Source organism: Endobacterium cereale (genome assembly GCF_009617585.1).
In the GTDB taxonomy this organism is placed as follows: domain Bacteria; phylum Pseudomonadota; class Alphaproteobacteria; order Rhizobiales; family Rhizobiaceae; genus Neorhizobium; species Neorhizobium cereale.
This window is the reverse complement of the sequence record NZ_WIXI01000041.1, coordinates 147675-170308: the sequence shown is the minus strand read 5'-3', so window position 1 is coordinate 170308 and position 22634 is coordinate 147675. Positions and strand designations below refer to the sequence as shown.

Annotated in this window: 22 protein-coding genes; 10 read left to right on the top strand and 12 right to left on the bottom strand. The window is 55.8% G+C overall.

All coding sequences use genetic code 11. From position 1 onward, the window contains the following. Nucleotides 1-26 precede the first annotated feature (26 nt). The 4 genes from GAO09_RS11070 to coxB all read right to left on the bottom strand — a co-directional run bounded on the left by GAO09_RS11070 (nt 27) and on the right by coxB (nt 4521). The gene (locus GAO09_RS11070; protein ID WP_153354072.1) at nt 27-836 is read right to left on the bottom strand and encodes a formate/nitrite transporter family protein; all 810 of its coding nucleotides are present in this window, start codon (nt 834-836) and stop codon (nt 27-29) included. A 174-nt stretch (nt 837-1010) separates the two neighbouring features. Then, nucleotides 1011-1358, bottom strand: coding sequence for a hypothetical protein (locus GAO09_RS11065; RefSeq protein ID WP_153354071.1), 348 nt, complete (start codon nt 1356-1358; stop codon nt 1011-1013). Further along, a complete protein-coding gene (gene ctaD, locus GAO09_RS11060; protein WP_153354070.1) occupies nt 1355-3865 on the bottom strand; it encodes a cytochrome c oxidase subunit I in 2511 nt (836 codons plus the stop codon). The genes GAO09_RS11065 and ctaD overlap by 4 nt, the downstream gene beginning before the upstream one ends. Next, nucleotides 3862-4521 carry a cytochrome c oxidase subunit II gene (gene coxB / locus GAO09_RS11055; protein WP_235938050.1) on the bottom strand — a complete coding sequence of 220 codons (660 nt, stop codon included), beginning with the start codon at nt 4519-4521 and terminating at the stop codon, nt 3862-3864. Before coxB ends, ctaD begins: the two co-directional genes overlap by 4 nt. 69 nt (nt 4522-4590) lie before the next feature. On the opposite strand from coxB, the gene GAO09_RS11050 reads away from it, so the two are divergent. Beyond that, on the top strand, nt 4591-5091 hold the full coding sequence (locus GAO09_RS11050) for a DUF2231 domain-containing protein (RefSeq protein ID WP_153354068.1): 501 nt from the start codon (nt 4591-4593) through the stop codon (nt 5089-5091). Here the strand turns inward: GAO09_RS11050 and GAO09_RS11045 are convergent. After that, the gene (locus tag GAO09_RS11045; protein ID WP_235938037.1) at nt 5069-5572 is read right to left on the bottom strand and encodes a CopD family protein; all 504 of its coding nucleotides are present in this window, start codon (nt 5570-5572) and stop codon (nt 5069-5071) included. The genes GAO09_RS11050 and GAO09_RS11045 overlap by 23 nt on opposite strands. Before the next feature lie 199 nt (nt 5573-5771). On the opposite strand from GAO09_RS11045, the gene GAO09_RS11040 reads away from it, so the two are divergent. Next, nucleotides 5772-6365 (top strand): exopolysaccharide biosynthesis protein, encoded by a 594-nt coding sequence (locus GAO09_RS11040; protein WP_153354066.1) that lies wholly within the window; start codon nt 5772-5774, stop codon nt 6363-6365. A 497-nt stretch (nt 6366-6862) separates the two neighbouring features. On the opposite strand, the gene GAO09_RS11035 is transcribed toward GAO09_RS11040, so the two are convergent. Next, on the bottom strand, nt 6863-8662 hold the full coding sequence (locus GAO09_RS11035) for a methyl-accepting chemotaxis protein (RefSeq protein ID WP_153354065.1): 1800 nt from the start codon (nt 8660-8662) through the stop codon (nt 6863-6865). Between the two features lie 1083 nt (nt 8663-9745). On the opposite strand from GAO09_RS11035, the gene GAO09_RS11030 reads away from it, so the two are divergent. Beyond that, complete coding sequence (locus tag GAO09_RS11030; protein ID WP_209018690.1) at nt 9746-10438, top strand: hypothetical protein; 693 nt, start codon at nt 9746-9748, stop codon at nt 10436-10438. Nucleotides 10439-10549: 111 nt separating this feature from the next. Here GAO09_RS11030 and GAO09_RS11025 read toward each other — a convergent pair whose 3' ends face one another. Then, nucleotides 10550-13819: a DEAD/DEAH box helicase gene (locus GAO09_RS11025; protein ID WP_153354063.1), complete on the bottom strand. Its 3270-nt coding sequence runs from the start codon at nt 13817-13819 to the stop codon at nt 10550-10552. Nucleotides 13820-14018: 199 nt separating this feature from the next. Between GAO09_RS11025 and GAO09_RS11020 the strand changes: the two genes are divergently transcribed. Then, nucleotides 14019-14774, top strand: coding sequence for an EAL domain-containing protein (locus GAO09_RS11020; protein ID WP_153354062.1), 756 nt, complete (start codon nt 14019-14021; stop codon nt 14772-14774). A gap of 330 nt (nt 14775-15104) precedes the next feature. On the opposite strand, the gene GAO09_RS11015 is transcribed toward GAO09_RS11020, so the two are convergent. Then, nucleotides 15105-15614: a hypothetical protein gene (locus GAO09_RS11015; RefSeq protein ID WP_153354061.1), complete on the bottom strand. Its 510-nt coding sequence runs from the start codon at nt 15612-15614 to the stop codon at nt 15105-15107. A 198-nt stretch (nt 15615-15812) separates the two neighbouring features. On the opposite strand from GAO09_RS11015, the gene GAO09_RS11010 reads away from it, so the two are divergent. From GAO09_RS11010 to GAO09_RS10995, 4 genes are all read left to right on the top strand, one after another. After that, complete coding sequence (locus tag GAO09_RS11010) at nt 15813-16352, top strand: nutrient deprivation-induced protein (protein ID WP_153354060.1); 540 nt, start codon at nt 15813-15815, stop codon at nt 16350-16352. After that, nucleotides 16345-16761 carry a phage holin family protein gene (locus tag GAO09_RS11005; RefSeq protein WP_153354059.1) on the top strand — a complete coding sequence of 139 codons (417 nt, stop codon included), beginning with the start codon at nt 16345-16347 and terminating at the stop codon, nt 16759-16761. Before GAO09_RS11010 ends, GAO09_RS11005 begins: the two co-directional genes overlap by 8 nt. Beyond that, complete coding sequence (locus GAO09_RS11000; protein WP_153354058.1) at nt 16761-17723, top strand: DUF3618 domain-containing protein; 963 nt, start codon at nt 16761-16763, stop codon at nt 17721-17723. Before GAO09_RS11005 ends, GAO09_RS11000 begins: the two co-directional genes overlap by 1 nt. 378 nt (nt 17724-18101) lie before the next feature. Then, nucleotides 18102-18698 carry an alpha/beta hydrolase gene (locus GAO09_RS10995; protein WP_153354057.1) on the top strand — a complete coding sequence of 199 codons (597 nt, stop codon included), beginning with the start codon at nt 18102-18104 and terminating at the stop codon, nt 18696-18698. A 553-nt stretch (nt 18699-19251) separates the two neighbouring features. Here the strand turns inward: GAO09_RS10995 and GAO09_RS10990 are convergent. The 3 genes from GAO09_RS10990 to GAO09_RS10980 all read right to left on the bottom strand — a co-directional run bounded on the left by GAO09_RS10990 (nt 19252) and on the right by GAO09_RS10980 (nt 20057). Further along, a complete protein-coding gene (locus GAO09_RS10990; RefSeq protein ID WP_153354056.1) occupies nt 19252-19482 on the bottom strand; it encodes a DUF6894 family protein in 231 nt (76 codons plus the stop codon). 78 nt (nt 19483-19560) lie between these two features. Next, a complete protein-coding gene (locus GAO09_RS10985) occupies nt 19561-19794 on the bottom strand; it encodes a hypothetical protein (RefSeq protein WP_153354055.1) in 234 nt (77 codons plus the stop codon). Beyond that, the gene (locus GAO09_RS10980) at nt 19791-20057 is read right to left on the bottom strand and encodes a hypothetical protein (protein ID WP_153354054.1); all 267 of its coding nucleotides are present in this window, start codon (nt 20055-20057) and stop codon (nt 19791-19793) included. The genes GAO09_RS10985 and GAO09_RS10980 overlap by 4 nt, the downstream gene beginning before the upstream one ends. Nucleotides 20058-20495: 438 nt before the next feature. On the opposite strand from GAO09_RS10980, the gene GAO09_RS10975 reads away from it, so the two are divergent. Together GAO09_RS10975 and GAO09_RS10970 are read left to right on the top strand one after the other, a co-directional pair. After that, the gene (locus GAO09_RS10975; RefSeq protein ID WP_209018689.1) at nt 20496-21134 is read left to right on the top strand and encodes a DUF2461 family protein; all 639 of its coding nucleotides are present in this window, start codon (nt 20496-20498) and stop codon (nt 21132-21134) included. Between the two features lie 166 nt (nt 21135-21300). Next, nucleotides 21301-21867: a hypothetical protein gene (locus GAO09_RS10970; RefSeq protein ID WP_153354052.1), complete on the top strand. Its 567-nt coding sequence runs from the start codon at nt 21301-21303 to the stop codon at nt 21865-21867. 121 nt (nt 21868-21988) lie between these two features. Here the strand turns inward: GAO09_RS10970 and GAO09_RS10965 are convergent, their stop codons facing one another. Then, the gene (locus GAO09_RS10965; RefSeq protein WP_153354051.1) at nt 21989-22234 is read right to left on the bottom strand and encodes a hypothetical protein; all 246 of its coding nucleotides are present in this window, start codon (nt 22232-22234) and stop codon (nt 21989-21991) included. Between the last annotated feature and the right edge of the window lie 400 nt (nt 22235-22634).

Here is a 22634-nt window from a genome sequence, read left to right as displayed (position 1 = left end):
CGCGCATGCACCGATGCCGGATGGGCTCAAGCCTTGGCGCTATTGCCGTAGGCAGCGTGATAGGCGAGGGCGATAAAGGCGCCTCCTAGAATGTTTCCGATTGTTGCGGGCAAAAGATTGGCTGCAATCGCGCTAAGCGACACCAAGGTGGCTCCCTGGTCGATCAGTCCCTGTGCCAGATAGGCATAGGAAAGAAGGTACATGTTGGCGATCGAATGCTCCAACCCGGCCGCCACGAACGCCGTCACCGGCAGTACGAGCCCGATGATCTTGCCGGCCGCGCTCTGAGCCGCGTAGGCAAGCCATACCGCGAGGCAGACCAGCAGATTGGCAAGTACGCCGCTTGCGACGGTTGTTGCAAAATTTTTTGCCGTTTTTGTTTCGGCAAGTTCCAGGGCGGCGCGCCCGACGGCGCCGTCACCAGCTTCGTGAAGCCCAGAAACCGCCGCAACGCCGGCAAGCAGGATTGCGCCTGCAAAGTTTGCGACATAGACAACGGAAAGTGCGGAGATCGCCCGCGTCAACGGTATCCGCTTCGCAGCGACCGGCCCCAGCATCAGTGTATTACCGGTAAACAGTTCCGCACCTGCAATCAGCACGAGCGCAAGCCCGAGCGAGAACACCATCCCGGACAGAACCTGACCTGCGCCGAAGGCAATCTCCCCTGCTCCTGCGAGAGCGACCGTCGCGAAAAGCCCACCCAGGCCTATGTAGATGCCGGCGAGCGTGCCCAGCACCACCATCTTTGAGAATGGAAGGTTCGCCTTGTCCTGACAGGCATCGAAGATGTTGCCATACAATTCGTCCGGTTGTGGCAACGATGCTGTGCCGGTCATGGGCTCTCCCTTTTGGATGCAACTGCTCCCCCGTGCCGTCAATGACACATGGTTCGCAACGATCCGGCGGGCAGAAGGCTCAATAGCAATTGAACACGTTTATGTGAGTACCACTCAGCCAGCGGTCAGCCCGCGCCATATGGCGCGACATTGCTTTGAGCGTATTGGCGGGATTCAGGCCGCGCACAAAGTGAGCCAGAAGACGCCACTGAAACAAAAAGCCGTCGAAAAGAGAGCCGCGACCGACACGCGTGTCGTGACGCCTTTCAGGAAATCGGCGGTTCTGGTCTCGCCCGATAGTTCGGGCGACTGTCGCTGAAACCGGTAGACGGCAATCACCGCCACAATGGCCGCCAGGACAATCCCGATCAAGACAAGCCGGAGTGCGCCTGCAGAAGCGTGGAGGAATTGGTTCTGCATGGCAAGGCTGCAGGCGGTTGCCTGGGTGAAGTAGATCCCGAGGAAGGCGCCGCTCCATACGACAAAACCCAAAACCATGAGCAGGACAGGATGGCGCATCATGGCGCACTTCCTGCGATCAGGATTTGCAGGTTCCAGCAAAAGCCGACAGCGCATATGGCTGCTGCCGCCGAATAATCATGCCAAAGCCGTCCGATCCTCAAGTCGAGTGACCGCACCGATTCATCATGGCCGCACAAGGCCCTCCATATGGCATGGGCGGCGAAGATGGCGCCGATCATGCCGTGAAGCGCGGCATAGATCATGACGACAAACAGGGAAGCGATTGCGGCATGACCGGAAGGTGCAGGCAACGTCAGAAAGGCGACCCAAAGAAACAGCGATGCCGATAGAAGATGCGCGCAGAGCGACAGAGCATTTCCGACCGTAGCCAGGTTCGTCCTGCGGCTTGCCAGACGGTTGCCAACGCAAGTCAGGACAGAAGCGACAGCAGCGAGGACGAGAAGCGGCATGTCGAGCGAGACATGTTTCGGTGGCCAGTTGGGCGCGGAGACCCACAGAAAAAGACAGCCGAAAAGCAGCGAGATGTAAAGCGTTGCGTTGGCGACCAGCGTCAGCACCATGGCGAGATGGGATGGCGGGATCTGTGCCCTGATATGCACCGGTACCTTCAGGCCGTGCCCAATCGAGACCGGCTCCCGGTCGATCGGAGAACCATCACAAACAGTCCAAAGCCAGAAGCATCCGATCACGACGGCAAGCGCCAAGGGAATAAGCCAGTAGAGCTTGAAGAGCATGAGCAGGAAGAAGGCGCCCGTCGCCAGCGCAGTCCAGAGTGGCAGATAGGTCTGACGGGGAAGCTCCACGACCTGGTCCGGCTCTCCGCTTATGGGATCCACGCCCAGCACTTCCATCCGATCGTGCCGCGGAATGCCGAGATAGCCGTCGCCGGCAGCAAGGCGCGGCCCGATCCTGTCGGGATCGAGGAGGTCCGCACGGTTGTCGATGCGGGCAATGGAGGCGAAGTTGTAGGAGGGCGGCGGTGTCGGCATGGCCCATTCCAGCGTGCCTGCGCGCCAGGGGTTGCGCCTGAACGGTCGACCGAACTTGAACAGCAGGATGAAATCGAGGGCAACCAGGGCGAAACCCATTGCCATCAGAAAGCTTCCCATCGAGGAAATGAAGTTCAGGGTTTCCCAGCCAAAGCCAGCGGGATATTCGAATATGCGCCGGGGCATGCCGAGCAATCCGGTCAGGTGCATGAAAAAGAAGGTGACGTTGAATCCGATGAACACCATCCAGAACGCCGCATGCGAAAGATGCTGGACGGGTTGTTTTCCGCTAAGGTGCGGAACCCAGTAATAAGCCATTGCCAGCATGGGAAAAACGAAGCCGCCAACCAGGACATAGTGCAGATGAGCGACGACGAAATGTGTGTCGTGGGCCTGCCAGTCGAACGGCACCATGGCGAGCATGACGCCGGTCAGACCTCCGATAACGAATACGAAGAAGAACCCGAAAATATGCAGCATGGGAATGGAAAAGCGCGGTCGCCCATGCGCAATCGTTGCGAGCCAGGCAAAGGTCTGGATTGCTGTCGGCACGGCGACGAGAGCGCTTGCCGCTGAAAAAAAGGACAGCGCCACATGCGGAATGCCCACCGTGTACATGTGATGCACCCACAATCCGAACGACAGAAATGCCATGGAGACGATCGCCGCAACGATCATGCGGTAGCCGGCAAGAGGGGTGCCTGCGAGGACAGGCAGAATAGTGGAAATCGCGCCGGCCGCCGGCAGGAAGATGATGTAAACCTCCGGGTGCCCAAACAGCCAGAAGAGATGTTGCCACAGTAACGGATCGCCGCCGCGCGTGGGGTCGAAGAACGGCAGGTCGAATGCGCGCTCGACCTCAAGCAGGATGGAACCGAGAATGAGGGGCGGGAAACCGACCAGCATCATGGTTGCGACCACGAGCATGTACCAGGCGAAGATCGGGATACGATCGATCGACATGCCGGCGGCTCGGATCTTCATGATCGTCACGATGATCTCGACAGCAGCGGAAAGAGCCGAGATTTCGACAAAGGTGATCCCGAGCAGCCATATATCGGAATTGATGCCGGGTGCATAGACCGACGATGACAGGGGCGTGTACATGAACCAGCCGCTGTCTGGCGCGACGCCACCGATCAGCGCTCCGATCAGGATCAGTCCGCCGAACAGATAGCACCAGTAGCCATAAGCCCCGAGACGGGGAAAGGCGAGATCGCGGGTGCCGAGCAGTTTCGGCAGGAGATAGATCGCCATGCCCTCGAAGAAAGGTATGGCGAACAGAAACATCATGATGGACCCATGCATGGTGAAAACCTGCGCATAGGTTTCGGCATCCATGAACACGCTCTCGGCTGACGCCAGCTGCGTACGGATCAGCATTGCCAGAATGCCGCCGATCGCGAAAAATACCAAAGCCGTGAGCATGAAGCGGACGCCGATGACATTGTGGTTGACGGCGGCGAGGCGCCCCCAACCCGGTCTCGTCCCCCATATGCGTTCCAGTGCTCGATGCAGTGCGATCGGATTGTGGTCTGACGTGATTTTCTCGCTCATTGACCTGTCCTTGCGGAGACCGCATTCAGAAAACCGTCATTGTCATGAGCACGAACCTCGAAACGCATGCCGGCATGTCCTGTGCCGCAATATTCCGAACAGATGCCGCCATATCGGCCGGGTTGATCGGCGCGAATGCGCAGGCGGTTCGCATGTCCCGGAACAGCATCGATCTTGCCGCCGAGGCGGGGTACCCAGAAACTGTGAATGACATCCTCGCTTTCGGCGACGATTTCGATCGTTCTGCCGGCCGGTATATGCAGGACCCCTGCTTCTGCAACGCTGCCGGGCAGGGTCGGATAGGAAAAGTGCCACTGCCACATCCGCCCAATCGCGCGAACTTGGAGGGCGTCTTCGGTGTCTTTCGTGGCGCCCTTGAGGAGGAATTCACCCTGGGTGAAGGCGTAGAGGGTCAGTGCGATCAGAACAGGCAAGGGAAGGGCGAGGCCGCCCCATAAAATCCATCGATCCGGCGGGAGACGGCGTCCGAAAGTTGGAACGAACCATGTCGCCAGAAACAGACCGAGGACAAGGGTGAACAATGCACATGCCCCCCATAACATGGCCCACCACAGATCCGCGATGGATGCCGCAGATGGCCCGGCAGGATCGAGCGCCGAAAGCTCGCCGCTGCATCCGCTGAGAAGCGAGACCAGACCGAGCGCGCCGAAAATGCGGAACCAACTCCACCCTCCATGACTTTGCCGAGAAAGCGGAGATCCCTGATGGAAGACAAAACCGAAACGGCCAATCCTGTCATTGCGGAGGTTGCGGAAAAGGATGCCAGCTCCATGATCGCGGTTGCCGGCCACCCGCTTCATGCCATGAGCGTGCATTTCCCCATCGCTCTCGCATTCCTGACGCTTGCCGTCGATATGCTGTTCTGGTGGTCCGCCGATGCATTCTGGACACGCGTAGGCGTGTGGAGTTCGGGCGGCGCCTTCTCTTTTGGCGTGGCTGCCGGTCTCGTCGGTACGATTGAGTTGCTGTCCGTGCCCGGCATTCGCGAACGGGTGGCAAGCTGGGCGCACGCGATTTCCGCCGTCACGCTTATCGCATGTGCCGGCCTCAACTGGGGCCTGCGGGTAACTGGGGCAGGCGAAGTTCTGCCACATGGAATTCTTGTCTCTTTGCTGACCTGCATCATGACGGGAATGGCCGGGTGGCATGGCGGCAAACTGATTTTCGATCATGGTGTCGGCCTCATGGTATCGGCCAAGGACTGAAACGCTCGACAAGAGTTCGCAACCCTCCGGGTCGCATCAGTTCGTCCGCAAATTCCGTTTCGATGAGGGGTTTGGCAAGCGCCAGGAACACGATCACTGCTGCGACGACCGCAGTGATCGCTGTCGCCATGACGAAACGCCAGACGGGATAGAACTCGCCCTCCTTGAACAGTCTGATGATGATCAGACCTGTGAGGACATGCAGGACGACAAGCACACCGACGAAAAGCAATTTGATTGAGAACCATGGCGCATAGGTCTGCTGGCCAAAGATGAGGGCCGTGCCAGTTGCCACCGCGATGAAGGCTGAAGGGGAAATGATCGTCACATAGGCGTAGCGCACCATCATCTGCAGGCGGTAGAGCGCATCCTTGTCCTTCACATGTGCGCGCTGAACATAAAGCCCAGGCAGACTGATCAGGCCGGCGGCCCAAATCGCGATCATGGTGATATGGACGAATTTCAGAAGCGCGATGAGCAAACTTTGCCTGTTTTTATGGGGAGAAACGTAAGAGTTTTGGTAGATGGAGCTTGAGTCGCACGTGTCTAGGGCACGAATGCGTGAAACCGGTAACGGAGACATGTCCGTGAAGATGCAAGGCGGCCCCGAAACCGAGCGCATCTGTCGCCGTTGTTCTCGGGTGAAGCTGGGCCGTCCAAAAGATATGCATGGGTGAAACTTGGGAGAAAAGTGCGAGGAAAAAGGGTTTTCGGATCTTGTTGCACGGTTGGCAGCGCTCGCAGACTCCTCCGACAAGATAAAAGTTCACGATATCCGCGAGGAAATTGGAGAGCGGAGTTTTGGGCCTTTTCTCATCATCCCCGCAGTTATCGAAATCAGTCCGCTTGGCGGTATTCCCGGTGTGCCCACAGCCATTGCTATTGTTATCAGCCTTTTTGCCGTGCAGATCTTGTTCGGGCGCAAGCATCTCTGGCTCCCCCAAGCCTTGGAGAGGCGTAGCCTTAACGGTCACAAGTTGAAGAAGGGATTGGAGAAGATAACGTCGATAGCACGCTATACCGAAAAGATTTTCCGACCGCGCATGAAGTGGGCAACAAAGCCACCATATCTGCAGTTCCTATCCCTAGTGGTCATATTGCTTTGTGTTTCCGTTCCGCCCCTTGAGCTAATCCCTTTCGCAAGCACCGTTCCAATGCTGGCGATCATCATGGTCGGAATGGCTTTGCTCGTGCGTGACGGTCTCGCTGCCGTCGTCGCCGCTGTTATTGCTGCCGCCAGTGGATATCTCGTCCATTCCGCGCTTGCAGCCTAGCAGTTGGCCCGTAGCGGATGTCTCAAGAACCAGCGCCCCTCGTAAAGATACTGCGGCCACAGTGCGACTTCAGAAATGCGCTTCAAATTGGTATCCTGCAGATAGCAATAGCCGGTCGCGAAGCGAGCTTCTGCACCACGATTGATGAGCTATCGCGCCGAGTTCGGCTATGAAGGCGTCGGATCGCGCGGCTGCGGAGGAGATGTTGACTGATGCGATGGTCCAGGTGTGAGAACGAGTGTTTTGCGCTCAGTTCGAGCGGCCTGCTCAATCCAAAGGCATTCTCGCGCGAGCGGATTCCATTAAAGAAATCAAAATTCTGGTTTTGCAGTATCACGGTCGGCGGTACGGGTCTCCTGAAGATCAACTCTATAAGCTTGTGTCTCCTTGGGTGAAAAAAGCGCGGCGTTCATGGCTTCGTCCCGAATATTGTGCCGGTGAAATCTCAGCGGTCGCGAGTTCCGGCCCATTCACAGGCCGGAACTTTGGCATCGTTACTAGGCCGCCTGTCGTGAGGCCCGATCAGGCGCCCTTGGAACGGCGCTTGGTTTATCGAGGGAAAAGAAGGACAAGAGAGCAGTTAGCGATTGGGCGTCGTTTGCAAGGCTACGGCTGGCGGCCGTCGATTGCTCCACCATTGCAGCATTCTGCTGAGTACCTTGATCGATCGAGTTCACAGCGTTGTTGACCTCGTTGAGGCCGATCGCCTGCTCTCGCGATGACTCTGCGATGGCGCTGACATTCCGGCTGATGTCTTGTACGCCCTCGACTATCTTGCGCAGCGCAGCTCCAGTCTTGTCCACCAGGTCCACGCCGATCCTGACCTGCTGGCTCGATCCATCAATCAACACCTTGATTTCCTTCGCTGCGGTCGCAGACCTTTGGGCCAGCTCCCGGACCTCCTGGGCCACGACCGCAAAACCCTTGCCGGCTTCACCGGCACGGGCTGCCTCAACACCGGCATTGAGCGCCAGCAAGTTCGTCTGGAATGCAATGTCGTCGATGGCTGTGATGATATGGGTCATCTTGCTGGAGGAGTCCGCAATCTTGTTCATGGCCACGACCGCCTCCCCAACGATCTGGCCCGATTGTTCAGCGCCGGCTCTAGTGTCGTTGACAAGCGTTTGCGATTCTTCGGCACGTCTCGCCGCGTCGCGGACCGTTGTCGTGATCTGCTCGAGCGCAGCAGCGGTTTCCTCAACAGAGGCTGCTTGCTGCTCGGTGCGGCGAGAAAGATCGTCGGCTGCAGATCTCACTTCGCCGGCGCTGCCGGATATTCCGCTTGCGCGTTCGCCGACCTCGGCGAGAGTTTGCTGCAGCTTTTGGAGGCTGTCATTGAAATTCCGGCGCAACTCGTCCAGATCGGAAACAAAAGGTATTGTAATGCGGTGGACGATGTTGCCCTGTGACAACGCGCTCAAGCCTGCCGCGAGTTCGCTCACTGCAAACTGAACATCGCCAGCATCTTTAGCCTTTCGTTCTTCATTCTCGGAGCGCTCGCGATCGGCGTGGAGACGGGTCTCCGCCGCCTCGACCTCTAGGGCGGCCTGCTCAATCGCGTTCGTCCTGAAGACGGCTACTGCAGTGGCCATGTCCCCGATTTCGTCTTTCCGATGGACGCCGGCGATCGCAGTGGTTGTCTCTCCATCCGCGAGTGCCAGCATGCGAACCCGTAAAGCTTCGATGGGTGATGAGATGCCACGCGAGGTGACCCACAGGCTTAGTACCGAGAGAAGCGCAGTCAGACAGCCAAGAGCGAGAACCGAATGGAGTATTGTCTCATGGGCTTGCTTATCCAGCTCAAGCGTCTTGTCGTGGATGGCTTTGAGGTTCGCATTGATCCACTCCCGCATGTCCGGAAGAACGACCGCGACCAGTTTGTCAGCGCTCGAAAGATGGGCTTTGGCAGTGTCCGCGTCGCCAGCACCTGTTGCCGCAACGCCGAGCTCGACCATCCGGATGATTTCGTCGGACGAGGATTTCATTCGATCTATCGTGCGACGTTCATGCGGCATTTTCGATGCAATTTGCTCGAACAATCCAGATAGGCGGCCGGTGCTTTCTGCAATGTCAGCATAAGCCGCATCCCACGAAGCTGAACCCTTGACGTCATTCAGCATCTTGTATCCATCATAGACGATTGCGACCAATCGCTGGCTTGCGATCGCGAGATCGATCTCGGCTTCGCCGTCATTAATGATGAAAGCTGAGTAGGTTTCGACCGCATGGCGATAGTTGACGGAAAGATAGGTCACAGCGCCGATGGACATCAAAACGAATGGCAGGATGAGCGCCATGATCTTCGTTCGGATCCGCGTATTCTCGAGTAGTCTCACAGATGTGTTCCGTCGCTTGAGGGGATGCCACAATAAAATCAGATGGCAAAATCGATCCCCTTGCTGACGTTGAGATCCTAATCTTTCATGATTTAATGGGAGTGAGCACTTTATTGTGAATAATTAACGAATTTGCGTGATATCGTACATTACCTAGGGTGATGTTAGTGATGTGAGTTGTATTATTGGTTGTCTTCAGAAAAATACTGACGAAATGTCGTATTTCAAGGATATAGCCGCCAACATACTGGCATGATCGTTGTGAATTCTGAGAGCGAAGCATGGCCTCGCCCAATTTCATGGATTCGCTAGAAAGACGCCATGACTATCTCGATGCTCGGTGCATCTCCCGAGCTTCCTTGAATATAGCGAGTATCCGAAGCCATCGAAATGCTGAGGACACACTTCGAGATCCGGGGTACTTTGATCAAGCAGCAGCCATAAGCCTCGGCGAGCGAAGCAACTGCAAGCTTATACGCGATGACACGATTCCGGTTGCGACTGCTGTCTTGGAACAGATGAACGTTCCGACAATCTCATCAGGATCGCAGCTTGTACACCACCGTCCTCGTAGGCTTCACGGGTCCAGCGGTTTTATGCGAACCTCACCGAAGTCCATAGACCTTTTGGCAACCCCATCTGTCATTCCGCCAGCTACCGACCATGAGGACTTCAGTGACGCCTTCACCATTCTTGCGAAGACCGAGAGCTCCCGGCTGGCCAATGGCTGCGGGCTCCGGAAATAAAGCTCTGATTTTTTGCCGCCGCGCTTTGTATTGCCTCCCAACCGAATATGCCGCGCGTGCTAACGGCCATACCTGTTCCAAGACAGTGAACTAAATCGGAGCGAACTGCGTTCAGTCGGGTGATAGTAAAAAAAGGAATACAGGCTCGTCCAAGATCGAACTGAAACTCGAAATTCTTCCCGGTGATATCGATCGCTTGCGTGTGTTTGATCTTTTTGGCACCTCGTCCCCGAGCGGCTCTGAGCCTGCGATACGTCGAACAATCCCTTATCCTCCAGCTTTACCATATCGATGAAAGTTGCTCAGCGAAGTATCGCATCTCTCAAATCTCATTTCGATTAAGTTCCAAAAGGTAGCTATGCTAGAAACATTGCTGAAAATCGCTCCAATCATCTCGGCTGCTGCCAGCATCGGCACCTTATGTATCTGGGCGGTTTATCTTCAGATATTCGTGGGGGGACATCGTCGGCAAATAAAGCCGATGCTGGTCATCAATCACGGGGAAGGGCGAGCTTTGAACGCACATTGCCTCGTAACCAACATGAGCAAAGAACCCGTCCATATCCAGAGCGTCGTGGCGAAGGTCCTTGCCGACGGGAAGACGCACACCGCTTATATCACTGACGCAGAAGATATCCGTCGATCAGGTGTTGCGACCGGTTGGCAGCGCATGACACGCCAGGGTCCGCTTCAACCCGGTACAATGGTCGATATGGGAACCTTCGACTGTATCTTGGAATATGCGGAGTCGACCGCCATCGAAAACGGCGGCGAACTGCACCGGAAGCTCGATGAGCAAGCAGAGGCTATCGAGATAATCATATTGGGAATCTACGGGTCTGAGGATTTGCTCATCGGGGCGTCGCGCAAATTCGATCTCGCTAAGGCCGCAAATGGAGCAGGCCTACGAGCATCCGAAGCCTTAACCCGTCAGATAACGCGCAGGCAGGAGCGTAAAAAGCTTCTGAGAGAGCTAAACGAGCAGCTTTGAAGAGGTTCCTTCTGAGCGAATTTACGCCGCGCAGGCAGAACGTCTCATGAGCAGGTCCATGGTTCGATTCCGCTCAAAAAACATGACCATCACCTTTGCTTGACTTTCTGATCAAGGTTGGCGAAAAATTCGCTCGAATAGCGACAGCCGCTCATCAGCAGTTTGGGGCGGAACCTCAACGATCACTCTATCGTTGCGACGAATGCCTCCGGTCTTCTTGATCAGAGCAGCGACCACGCGTGCTGATGTCGCGCCGGTAACTGTGATCGCAATAGCTTTTGGTCCTGCTTCGAGTTTAGCAATACCAAGCCGGCCTGCAGCGAGCTGCAAACGTTGCCGCCGCAGGAGGCGCGTAGCATCATGCGGTGGATTTCCAAACCGATCTTCGAATTCTTCTTCCAGATCATTAATCTCCTGAAAAGTGGAAGCTCTTAACAACTTGGCGTAGAGGTTGAGCCGTACAGAAGGGTCAGCAACATAATCCGCGGGTATCACGCCCGCTATACCAAGGTGAAAAACGGGACGATGAAACGCCTTGTGAGACTGTTTGCGAAGTTTCGCGACCGCACCCGCAAGCATTGTCTGATATAATCCAGTGCCTATGACCCTCATATGACCAGCTTGGTCATCGCCAGTGAGATCGCCTCCACCTCGCAAGTCGAAATCTCGAAGGCTAATGGCGAAACCGGCGCCTAGACGGTCGTTATCAACGAGGGTCGCCAGCCGCCGTTGGGTGTCTTCAGCCTGTTCCTTGGTTTCCTCCATAAGGAGATAAGCCATGCCCTGCGCGGCCGCGCGCCCGACCCTTCCGCGCAACTGGTGGAGCTGTGCCAGGCCAAACCGTTCCGCTTGCAATATGAATATCGAATTTGCTCGCGGCACGTCGATGCCGGTCTCGATGATGTTCGTCGCCAGCAGAATGTCACCATGGCCTTCCGCAAAGTCCACGATCGTTTCATCGATGGCCGCGGCTTGCATCTTGCCATGAGCTACTTTGATCGAAAGTTCCGGAACAATCTCGCGCAACATCGCCTCGATACCCTCGATGTCTTCAATGCGCGGTACGACAACGAAGCTTTGTCCTCCGCGTCGATATTCGCGCATCAACCCGGTGCGCATGGATGCGCGGTCAACTGTGGAAAGAGAGGTTCGAACCGGCCGGCGTTTAAGAGGCGGCGTCGTAAGAAGACTGACTTCTTGAATACCGACCATGGCTGACTGCAACGTTCTTGGGATAGGTGTCGCTGACATCGCCAGAGTATGAAGCGAGGGCGCGAGACTAGCCATCGCGCGTTTTTCCTTCAGGCCGAAGCGGTGCTCTTCGTCAACGACCAACAGTGAGAGACGGGAAAAGCGAACGTCCTTAGAGAGGATTGCCTGAGTAGCAATGATGATATCTATATCGCCCTCGGCCAACGTCGCTTTAACGCGTTTCGTCTCGCTCGGTTTGAGCAGGCGGGACAACATAGCGACCTTGATACCCGTTCCTGCAAATCGACGCTCAAAGGTGGCAAAATGCTGCCGCGCCAGGAGGGTCGTAGGAGCGACTACGGCGACCTGTCCACCAGAGAGTGATACTGCCGCTGCGGCACGCAGCGCGATCTCGGTCTTCCCGAAGCCGACATCGCCGCAGATGAGCCGGTTCATAACCTTTCCCGACGCCAGATCTCCCAATACAGACACTATTGCTTCTGACTGATCAGCGGTTTCGGCGTACGGAAAGCGCCGAACGAATGCGGAAAATTTGGCACGTGGGGGGACAAATTTCTCGGCTTGAGAGCTCTGCCTTTGCCGGGCAATTTTCAAAAGGTGACGCGCTGTGGAATGGATGTCTGAAGCGATCTGTTCACGCTTTTTTTGCCAGGCGTCGGTGTGCAGACGATCGAGCGTCACAGCCTCCGGCTCAGAGCCATAACGCCATAACTTATCGAATTCTTCCATTGGCACGAGTACGGAGCTTTCATCGCGATATTCTAAGCGGGCCGCGTCATTGGGTATGCCGTCAACGACTATGGTCTCTAGATTTTTGAGAACGCCCACGCCGTAGTTCTCGTGGACAACGACATCGCCAATCCGGAGCTCCGGTTCGGCCAGGAGTGTAATCGGCTCGCTCCTTATCTCAGTTCGGTCCGAGACAGCGATCAACGCTACCTTTGCCGCGTCATCGATAAAGCTTTCCTCCAGCTCGCAATGCAATCTCAGCAGAGATCCAGGGGCGGCCTCCTTTCCCGCTTCCCACCTTTCAATCAAAAGAGGCATGATCCCGCTTCGCTTCACCACTCGCCGAGTTAGCGCTTCAGGTCTCTTGCCGTTTCCGGATATGACGACCGTCTGCCCTTGCTGCAGCTCGTTGTGGATGAAATTGACCAAAGCTTCTTGTCGGTGGACCTCCGCTATTTCGGCGGGTAGATGACGACTACCTTGAAGATCGATCGCATCGGCGGATCGTTTGCCGATGTATTGCTGCCACTCTTCGTGAGAGAGATAAAGTGACCGGGCAGGCATAGGGTTGGTGCCGCTATATCCATGGCGGAATTGGCGAGCATCATCTACGATTTCCAGGTATCGCGTGACCCGCTCATGCGCCCCAGCAGCCAGATGGAGGGCAGTATCGCCAATAAAGTCGAACACGGTGGGCATGTCTTGATAAAGCCGTTGAAGCAAGCGCTCCATAGTATCCGCTCCTGGCGCGGTATTCTCCGTCGCTGTTTGCCGTGACACAGCTTCAGACGCGGGACCGAAAATCACGCGTTCGAGATAACTTTCCGTTCGTTGCGACACTCGGTCAAAGCCTCTTAATTCTTCGACCAAACCCTCTTCCGAAATGACGATCCGCATCGGACCGGGTGCCCCAGCCGGATAGATGTCTATCACGCCTTCGCGAATTGCGACCTCGCCTGGATCGTCAGCGACAGATTCCTCGAGATACCCAGTTTGCCGAATGAACGCGGAAAATGCGTCCTGATCAAATTGCGTACCCACCACGAGCTCGAGCTGGCTTTTCATGATGACCGCCAAGGGTGGGATGCGTTGCAGAATAGCTTCGACAGAGGTTAGCAACAGTTTTGCCGAGTTTTGGGACGTGGACCAGATCCGCAACGCGTCCATTCGCCTGCCCATGCAGTGCGCAGAAGGTGGTACACGATCATAAGGGAGACAATCCCAAGGGGGCAGAATGACAAGTTCGATGTCCGGGAAAAGAGCAACCATAGCCCCCGCAAGCTCATCCAGACGCCGTTCGCTAAGAGCAACATAGCAAAACGGCTTTTTGGTATTTTGCAGTTCGGCAGCGAGCCTGCTTGCCACAAACCCAGCAGGTAAATCGGTGCCTTCAGCGTTGTCATAGGGCTTGAGAGGTTTGGCTTTTACGTCGATCCCCATGAGGCTTGTTTGCTCCTGTCGTCTTTCGTCCCATGACGATGGCATTGTGCGACTGTCGAAACACATGAGGACAAAGCCCAGTTGCATCGCTGAACCCTCGGTACGATAGCGGACAGATATCCATCTTGATCGGCTTTTTCATTTTCCTTAGCAGTCCATTAGCTGGGCATCCCACATTTTGCGAAATAGAGGTGTCAATATGCGAAATGGTTGTGAAGGTTGTCGGCAGGAAGAATCGTTTAAGCTGCCGTTTTCGATGGCGTTTCAGCCAATCGTCGACATTCGTGTGGGTCACGTCTTTGCTTTCGAGGCATTGGTGCGAGGCGTTAACGGTGAGGGCGCCGCAAGTGTCCTGAGCCAAATCGATCCGGTCAACCGCTACGCTTTTGATCAGCAGTGCCGCGTCAAGGCAATCGAATTGGCAGCCTCGTTGCTCAAACACGATGACACCGCGAAACTATCGATAAATTTTATGCCAAACGCTGTTTACGAGCCGCGAGCCTGTATCAGGCTGACTTTGGCCACAGCAGAACGGGTCGGCTTTCCCCTCGATCGGATCATTTTCGAGTTCACCGAAAACGAACAGCTTGATACAGGGCATGTCTTGAAAATTCTCGAGACGTATCGGCAAATCGGTTTCAAGACAGCCATCGACGATTTCGGCGCCGGGCATGCCGGCTTGGGCCTGTTGACCAAATTTCAGCCGGACTTGGTCAAACTTGACATGGATCTTATCCGGGACATCGACACCGACCGGGTGAAGCGTGTCGTCGTGGAACACACGCTACGAATGCTCGCCGAGCTTGAGATAACGCCCCTGTGCGAAGGGGTCGAGACGGATGGAGAGCTTGCGGTATTGAGGGATTTGGGCGTCGCTCTTGTTCAAGGTTACCGCATTGCGAAGCCAAGCTTCGAAGCGGCGACCGCCCCCGAGGGATATCGAAGAGCAGCATGATTACACGCGACATTAAGACAGCAGCAGTAGCGTGCCCCAATTGTATACTTATCTAACGAATTTACGTTCAAGCCAAGATATGGCGCGCAGTGTCGGCCGATGCAGGCACTTGCTGTCCTGTGCCAATATGATCAGACCAAGTGGTGCCATCCAAAACCTGAGGATAGGGAGGAAGCCGACGAAACCGAAAGGAGCGAGCAAGATACCCGCTATCAGGCATAGCCATCGCAACTCCGGCATCTCAAGTTGATGAAATAACCCAGTGGGCGCGGCGGCTTGTGACTATCGGTCTAGACAATAGCGTCAGGCTTTTCCGCGTCTGTGCGTTCTTCAATATCGTCTTTTGTCCGCGGCGCTGGACTGAAAGGGGATGTTGCCCATTCCGGCGAAAAAGTCCGTCGCCCCGAGTTCATTGCGTCTGATACGGATTTCTGCCAGAGGAAGCACTGAGAGGCTTTCGAGAGGGACGAAAAGTTTCGGCGGCCAGTTGTAATAGCTTCTCCGCGTCCCCCGATAAGTTGTCGGCCCTTTCTCATCGGTCAAATCCGAGGGACGGACGGCGGCAAGCATACTGGGCGTTCCGGCTAAGAAGCGATGCGCCAGGATGGTTAGGTCATTGAAATCGGATTGCGAGAGTGCATCTGCTGCGATATCCGCAGCGCCACTTGTGCGGGCCAGCTGCCGGCTTTCCTTTTGACGATCGGCGGCGTGCTTTTTGTCAGATCCTGCGAAACAATATCGTGCTCGCAGCGCTGGTCGATATCGAAACCCTGCGTTTAACCTGCCATTGGCCCGGTCACCTTGCGCCTCTGGATATGCAGCAACATCTGCCAGGTCCATCAATTTCGTTTTTGAGCATGATAAATAGACAGCGAGCGATTACAGAGGCTGAATTCAGTACTTCGCTCTGGCCGGCAACCGAGCCAACGCTCTAGAAGCCTGAATGCAGTCATACGAGTATGACTGTTTTTGAGGAACAATCGGATTTCCCTTGTGTTGAGTAGGCTTCATCAACAAGCCAAACCTTGGGAGAGTCTCATGATCAATCCTGAAGAAAACGGATCCGGATCACCAACCTCAGATCTAAAGCAGAAAATCAGTGAGGATATTCAATCGGCATCTGATTACGCGGGCCAAGCGGCAACAAAGATATCAGACGACGCAAAAGATGCTGCATCCGAACAAAAGAATGTTCTGGCTAATAAACTCGGCGGTGTCGCCGACGCTTTGGAAAAGGTCGCCTCTGAACTTGAAAGCGGAGACCAGCGCGACATCGGCAAACTTACGCGCAATCTTGGAACAAATCTACGCGGCGCATCCCGAAGCATTGAGGACCGCAGCTTGAGCGAAATCGCTGGTATGGCCGAGGACTTTGGCCGCAAACAGCCCCTGGCATTTCTAAGCATGGCTGCCATTGCTGGTCTCGCCGCCAGCCGCTTCCTGACGTCTTCGGCTCCCAAATCAAGCGCGTCGAAACGTGATGGCGCTGTCTCCGGCCAACTGCCTGTGTCGAGGGCTCCATCGACGTCTGTCGCACCCACCAGCCTGACCACCACGGAGGGCCGCGCCTATGACTAACTCAACAGATAACCGTTCCCTTCCGGAGCTGGTCACCGGCCTGGTTGGCGACATCTCCGGCCTTTTCCGCAAAGAAGTTGAGCTTGCAAAGACAGAAGCGTCCGAGAAAGTGTCTCATGCATTGACAGGCGTGGAAGCCTTCGCTGCAGGCATCGTTCTAGCAATTTGTGCGGTGGGCGTCTTGTTGGCCGCGCTGGTCAACGGGATCGCCGCGCTGCTTGTCTCTCAGGGCATGACGGAACCGAACGCTGATGCGCTGTCATCGGTTGTTGTTGGGGTCGCCGTCGCACTTATTGCCTGGGGCCTCGCTTCGCGCGGACTTAAAGTTCTCAAGGGCGAAAATCTCAAGCTCGAGCGCACGTCCGCCTCGCTTCAGCGCGACGCCCAGATCGTAAAGGATAGAACCTAATGGCCTACACGTCAGACAACTCGCGATCTGCAGAGATCGAACAGGAAATCGCACAGGACCGCCAGCGCATCGAGGAGCGACTCGACGCAATTCAACAACGAATGTCGCCGGGACAACTTGTGGACGAAGGACTCGCTTACCTTAAGTCGAGCGGCGGCGGCGAATATGCATCAAACTTCGGAGCTGCTATTAAAAACAACCCGATCCCGCTGGCCCTCATGGGTGTCAGCCTGGCGTGGCTGATGGCGGGACCGAAGACCAGCGTGGCTTCTTATGCTCAAAGCTCGGAGGAGACTTATCCTCTCGCCACCACCACCGGCAATCTGCGTCGCATCGGTCCGCCGGAAGCAGAAGGCGATGCCCATTATAGCCACTTTAGCGACGCCGGCGGAAGCCGCTTCAAAGCCCTGACCGACAAGACGGGCCGTCGCGCGGGACACTTTATTGATGCCAGCGGAAAAACCTACCGCGGCTTTGCAGATGCGACCGGTCGCCAGATCCATGATATCCGTGACGAGGCCGGGAACCTTTTTGATGATGCTTCGGGGTGGGTATCCGGTACCTGGCAATCAATCACCGACACCGCTGACAAAGCCAGACAGCAACTGTCCAATGCAGGCAGCAGCGCGACCGACATGGGCGCGCAGCTCAATGAAGCCGTGCTGAAGCACTTCAAGGATCAGCCGCTCGTCGGCGGCGCGCTCGCTTTTGCTCTCGGCGCAGCTATCGGAGCCGCTCTGCCTCACACGCAAACTGAAGACGATGCCCTCGGTGAGACCTCCGATCGGCTGAAAGACTCGGTCTCGGCTGAAGTCTCGAAAACAGTCGACAGAGTCGGAGAGGCGGCGGCGGACATGTATCAGAAAGCTGTAAGTGTGGCGTCTGACGTTCACGATACGGCTCGCGATAGAATTGCCGAAGAAGCCGGTTCTGTGGCCGCGAACCGCCCAGCCACGCCTTGATCCAAGTGTGTCAGATACCTGCCCGGTATATGTCGGGCAGGTATCTCGAATGCTGCCGCGCGTTCTTCCACGGTCAGAATCCTGCGGATACTGGTCACCATGAGGCCATCGTCGTCGTTGTTGAGGGTTTTTCCATCATTGGTCAACGAAGCGGTTGCTTTCAACGGCGACGCCGCGATGGCAGACATCCTGCCAGCACGTGGCTACGCTCTTGCGCGTAGGGTCTGCAAGCACCATCTAATCCATGCCGCCCCGCAATCAGCGCTGCCTCCTTAGCGACCTCTCCGTCGCGCGTCGATGTTCGTGCGCGGGGTTTGAGGGTGCTCCCGGCGATGGTCGAGCGCCCTCGGCTTGTCTTTCATCAACCGCAGGATCGGTATGGCCCCCCAGGATAGTCTCATCATCTTCTTTCACGGCATCGGTGCTTCCGGAGCCCAGCTGATGCCGCTCGCCACGTCGTGGCGCGAAGCCCTTCCGAATAGTCGCTTCGCTGCTCCGGATGCTCCGTTCCCGCATTGGCGGGGACATCAGTGGTTCCGTATCGACGGCAATCCCCTCGCGCCCGAAAACATCCAATCGGCACGAGATGGGTTCAACAAAACCGTCTCCGACATCATTCGTCGAGAAGGGTTCGAGGCCAGGCTTGACCGTGTCGCTTTCGTCGGGGTCTCACAGGGTGCCATCGTCGCGCTTGATGGCGTCGCTTCCGGCCGATGGCAGGTCGGCGCGCTTGTTTCGTTCGCGGGTCTCCTTGCACCGATGCAGGTTTCCTCAAAGAGCATCGAGACGCCTGTTCTTCTGGTGCATGGGCAAGACGATCGGACGATACCTTCCTTGGCATCGACGATAGCCGCCGGTCAACTAAGAGCGGCAGGCTTCAATGTCGAAATCGGTATCCTCCCAGCAGTCGGGCACACGATCTCGCCGGGCGGTTCGGAGAGAGGTCTTCTATTCCTGCGGAAGTCACTCGCATGATGGAAACCGCCGTGGCAGCCGGATGTTTCCTCGCAGTGGAAAGCGAACCGACGAAGACGAAGATTACCATAGGGAGCCGGAAACGGTGTCTTGCGCGTTCAGCAGGACAATCGCCGCACGTTGGCGACCCTGTCGGAATGGATCTCCTATAGACTGAGGATTGCCGTAAGCGCGGGCCTTTTGAACGGAGGGTATTCGTAGGTACGTTAACATACTGACCAATATGCCAAATGTTATATCGACGGTAGCTGTAATAAGGTAGTGGCTGTTATCCTACCTAAAGAACAGGGTTTTTATTATTGCCGCACAGGGGTTTCAGGTGGCTTCAGCCGCCGGGGTCGGACCGGTGGTTCGGCTTCTACGAGGGCGATAAGCGCGCCGAGGTCTGGCCAGATGGCACCAATGGCAATTATGTTGCGACGTGGTGCTGGTCAGTGCCAGATTTCAGGATCAGGGGCTCGATCGCTGGAACGGGAAATGAGGACGCAGATCGCTATTCTGCGCAAGTCATAGCCTCACACGCCTTCCTTGATGCGTGGGAGCAGACGTAATTTCACCATTCGGTTTCGAATGAAAGGCGACCCTTGCCGACATGGTTGCCTTGCTCGTCACGCGCCCTGACGATGATCCTAGCGCTGTGAGTCCCCGGAATTTCATCACGGGCGATGTCGGTCAGGATTTTTCCGATGTGCAGGCCCACACTCTCCAAAGTTTGATGTTCGGAACCAATGTCGTCGCTTTCGTGTCCATGACCGTTTTCGACGTCAAAGTAGTATTTGGGCATGCAGTCCTCCATTTTTTTGGAGAACCCGTTTCGCAATAAAACGTTCCGGCGGCATTTGAAGTGTAATCGCCGATGCCGTTAGTGAGCAGACTTTCCGCTCATGAACACGCGGTGCATCGTCTCAGCGATTGCCTGTTCAACCGGCTTTTCGGGAATGGTCTCCGGCTCGTTCGCCAGTTCGATAAACGTATGTTCCACAAGACGGTCTCTTTCCGCTCCTGACAGATGATAGCGAACCGCATAAGAGTTCAGTTGCCCCCATAGAGCATCCATCTCTGGTTTCAGAGCTTGGACATTGGCCGGATCCGTCATTCCACTTTCTCCTCGATTTCATAAAGTGCAGGGGTGTCTCTTGGAAGGTTAAACTCTCTCAAGGCAAGCCGATGCATGAGGTGGCATAGCGCCTCTTCAATCGGCTCATCAAATTCTAGGAGTGGCCCATCAATCGCTGCTGAAATAGTCATTTCAACGAGCATATCGCTACGCGCGTTATCCGTCGTATAATGGGACGCCCAGCGTTTCAGAAGTGGCCTTAAGTGGCAGTGCGATGGCGTTGCATAAGCATTGGGGAACACCACGGCTCCTCCTTTGCGTTCAGCAGGCGGGAGCACGTGGAAAACTCGCAGTCGTCGACGCCTACGTGTAAATGGCCGACGATAATCTGAGCATACTCTCATATGGCCCCCGAGTCGACCCAACCGGCGTTATGGATGGCTAGCGGCGATCTGGTCGAAAGCTTAGGGGCCGTCGACGCAGTCCTATTCCCCGAAACTCGTGGACACTCGCGTAAAGCAGGCGGCGTCACCGAGAGCCACGGAGCAACACGGTCACCTGAACAATCTCTCGAAAGTGGGCATCTACCCTCTACCGGGCCCCTATGACGCTGCAAAGAAGAAGCGACAACTCCCGCCGCCGAGGCGCGGCTTTTTCCTTACATGATCCGCCTCCCATTGCCTTATTTTTGTTCTTATTTTGTTCAAATGGATCATCGGGTATTTGGTTCAGGGACGGTAATGATCGACGCAGTTACACTGGATTTTCTGTCGCAGGCAGCACGAAATTCCGAACATGACTGGCTGCAAGAAAACCGCGGCCAACTCGCGCTTGCGCGGAGCAACCTGGTCGAATTTGCAGCGCGGCTGATCGCAGATGCCGGCGCAGTCGATAGCCGCATTCGAGACGCTAACCCGGATCCGCGAAAGTGCCTCTCACCCTCAATGCCTAAGGGCTATGGTGCGATCACCTTTCGCGTCTCGCCACTGAAAAATGCCGCTGCAACGTACTTCGTTAAACTTGCGCCGCAAGGTTCGTTTAGCGGAGGCGGCGCGCTGATACCGCCACCGAGGCTCGCCCGTATTTTGATGCAGACTATTGCGAGCCATACCGGAAAATGGCGAGCGATCGTGGAAGGCCCGGAATTCAGGAAATATTTTCCAAACGGCCTGAGTGATGGCCGAGACATGACCTCTAAAGGCTATGTCAAAAACCATGACGCGCTCGATTTCTTTAATCTAAGGCACTTCGGAGCGTGCCGAACGATTCCGGACGACTTACTGATATCTGCGCATCTCGTGGAAGAAATCGTGAGGTCTTTTGTGGCAGCGCGTCCTTTGGTCGATTACATCAACCGCTCTACGACAAGGCTGGCCTAGCCGTAGATGAAATTGGCATCCTCAAGATATCCAAGCACTTCGATTTTTTCGCGCGCTGACAAAGGAACCATCGGCGCAATTTTGATACTCGAGGATGTTGATGTAGATATCTGACGTCACCCCAATACAGCGGTCATGTCGCGTCTTAAGGTCTCCAGCAGCAGCAATGAAAAAGCCTCAGCGAAATTTCGTCATCGAATACAAATCCGGCCGTCGCAAAACCGAAGCCAAGGCACCGAGCTCCATCTGGGGCGATCTGGATCTGAAGTCCGTGGCTCGCGATGTTGAAACAGTTTTGCCGGACGAGTTATCCGGCGATGCGAAGACAGTGGAGAGTGAGCATGCCAAGCCGCCGGAAGGGCCGGCACCGGCGATCAGCATCCTCGATCATCATGCCCCGATCTCGACAGGCGTCGAAGTGGGAGAACCCTCTCAGTATGAGGATACAGCCACCGACGATGTCGGCAAAACGCCGGATGAGAATGATGCGCGAGAGATCGCCGACCATGCAGCGCCGGAACTGCAGGCGCGTAAGCCGAGGAAAACATCAAAAGGGCGACGAGCAGTTGAAATCCGGCCTCTTCCAAAAACTGGCAATAACACACCGGTTGAGCACGATACTGAACCGGATGATCTTGAGCAGTTAGAGGCAGAGAACCGCTTTCTGAAGACGATGCTGGCCGCCAAACTCCGCAAGGAAAATGCGTGGCTTCGCGAGCGACTATACCTATAGCGGAGACCGGATGTAACGCGCAGGATGCCAAAGTTTGCGTCGCAACGAGAGATGTGGACGAGGCAGAGGTGGTTTGGCTAGCCTCGGCGGAGTGGTTCCTTGATGCGCAACAAGACGGTCGTCATTCGATGCTCGCGGAACGTTCGATAAGGTCACGACAGTCGATGACCTCTTCAATTGCCAGCCCGATCATCTCAACGAGATTGGCACACGCGCCTCTTGTGGGATCAACAAAGTCCCCGACGAACAGGATCACATTGTCCACGGTCAGTGGGAAACCAGCAATTTTGCATTTGAGAATCGCCTGATTGGCTATCGCGGTCGCACCAATGCGTTCAAACAAGCGCAGACCTTCTTCTTCTGTCATCCCTGGCAGCAAAGCAATTTTCCGATATTTGAGGGTTGGCTCCGCAGACACATCACCAATGCGGACGACTATTCTTAAATAGGATCATATTCCGTTTATTAGTAGAGCGAGATTTAAATGTCAGAGTTGCGCTGAGCGCTTACCTCGCCGCTGTTGACTTACCGGTAGTCCGTGCGCCCAACTAATCGGTTACCGCTTCAAGACAGGGAAACCGTGTTTGGCATCGGTCACCCCGTTCGCCATTCAGGCGATCGCAGCCCATCGCCGCCATCCGGCGCAGCCGCGCGAACGTCATTCCGGCACCATGTTTGCGAACGAGGATTTTACGCTGTAGGGCATCTGAGCGCCCGCAGGCCCGGCATTCTATCGTGATGATGGGAACCTTCACCTCTCTGAGGGT

Bases quoted from the DNA above. Each gene is read 5' to 3' on its own strand.
- GAO09_RS11070 (WP_153354072.1), bottom strand. From the start codon at position 836: ATGACCGGCACAGCATCGTTGCCACAACCGGACGAATTGTATGGCAAC.
- GAO09_RS11065 (WP_153354071.1), bottom strand. From the start codon at position 1,358: ATGATGCGCCATCCTGTCCTGCTCATGGTTTTGGGTTTTGTCGTATGG.
- ctaD (WP_153354070.1), bottom strand. From the start codon at position 3,865: ATGAGCGAGAAAATCACGTCAGACCACAATCCGATCGCACTGCATCGA.
- GAO09_RS11050 (WP_153354068.1), top strand. From the start codon at position 4,591: ATGGAAGACAAAACCGAAACGGCCAATCCTGTCATTGCGGAGGTTGCG.
- GAO09_RS11035 (WP_153354065.1), bottom strand. From the start codon at position 8,662: ATGGCGCTCATCCTGCCATTCGTTTTGATGTCCATCGGCGCTGTGACC.
- GAO09_RS11025 (WP_153354063.1), bottom strand. From the start codon at position 13,819: ATGGGGATCGACGTAAAAGCCAAACCTCTCAAGCCCTATGACAACGCT.
- GAO09_RS11020 (WP_153354062.1), top strand. From the start codon at position 14,019: ATGCGAAATGGTTGTGAAGGTTGTCGGCAGGAAGAATCGTTTAAGCTG.
- GAO09_RS11015 (WP_153354061.1), bottom strand. From the start codon at position 15,614: ATGGACCTGGCAGATGTTGCTGCATATCCAGAGGCGCAAGGTGACCGG.
- GAO09_RS11010 (WP_153354060.1), top strand. From the start codon at position 15,813: ATGATCAATCCTGAAGAAAACGGATCCGGATCACCAACCTCAGATCTA.
- GAO09_RS11005 (WP_153354059.1), top strand. From the start codon at position 16,345: ATGACTAACTCAACAGATAACCGTTCCCTTCCGGAGCTGGTCACCGGC.
- GAO09_RS11000 (WP_153354058.1), top strand. From the start codon at position 16,761: ATGGCCTACACGTCAGACAACTCGCGATCTGCAGAGATCGAACAGGAA.
- GAO09_RS10995 (WP_153354057.1), top strand. From the start codon at position 18,102: ATGGCCCCCCAGGATAGTCTCATCATCTTCTTTCACGGCATCGGTGCT.
- GAO09_RS10990 (WP_153354056.1), bottom strand. From the start codon at position 19,482: ATGCCCAAATACTACTTTGACGTCGAAAACGGTCATGGACACGAAAGC.
- GAO09_RS10985 (WP_153354055.1), bottom strand. From the start codon at position 19,794: ATGACGGATCCGGCCAATGTCCAAGCTCTGAAACCAGAGATGGATGCT.
- GAO09_RS10975 (WP_209018689.1), top strand. From the start codon at position 20,496: ATGATCGACGCAGTTACACTGGATTTTCTGTCGCAGGCAGCACGAAAT.
- GAO09_RS10970 (WP_153354052.1), top strand. From the start codon at position 21,301: ATGAAAAAGCCTCAGCGAAATTTCGTCATCGAATACAAATCCGGCCGT.
- GAO09_RS10965 (WP_153354051.1), bottom strand. From the start codon at position 22,234: ATGACAGAAGAAGAAGGTCTGCGCTTGTTTGAACGCATTGGTGCGACC.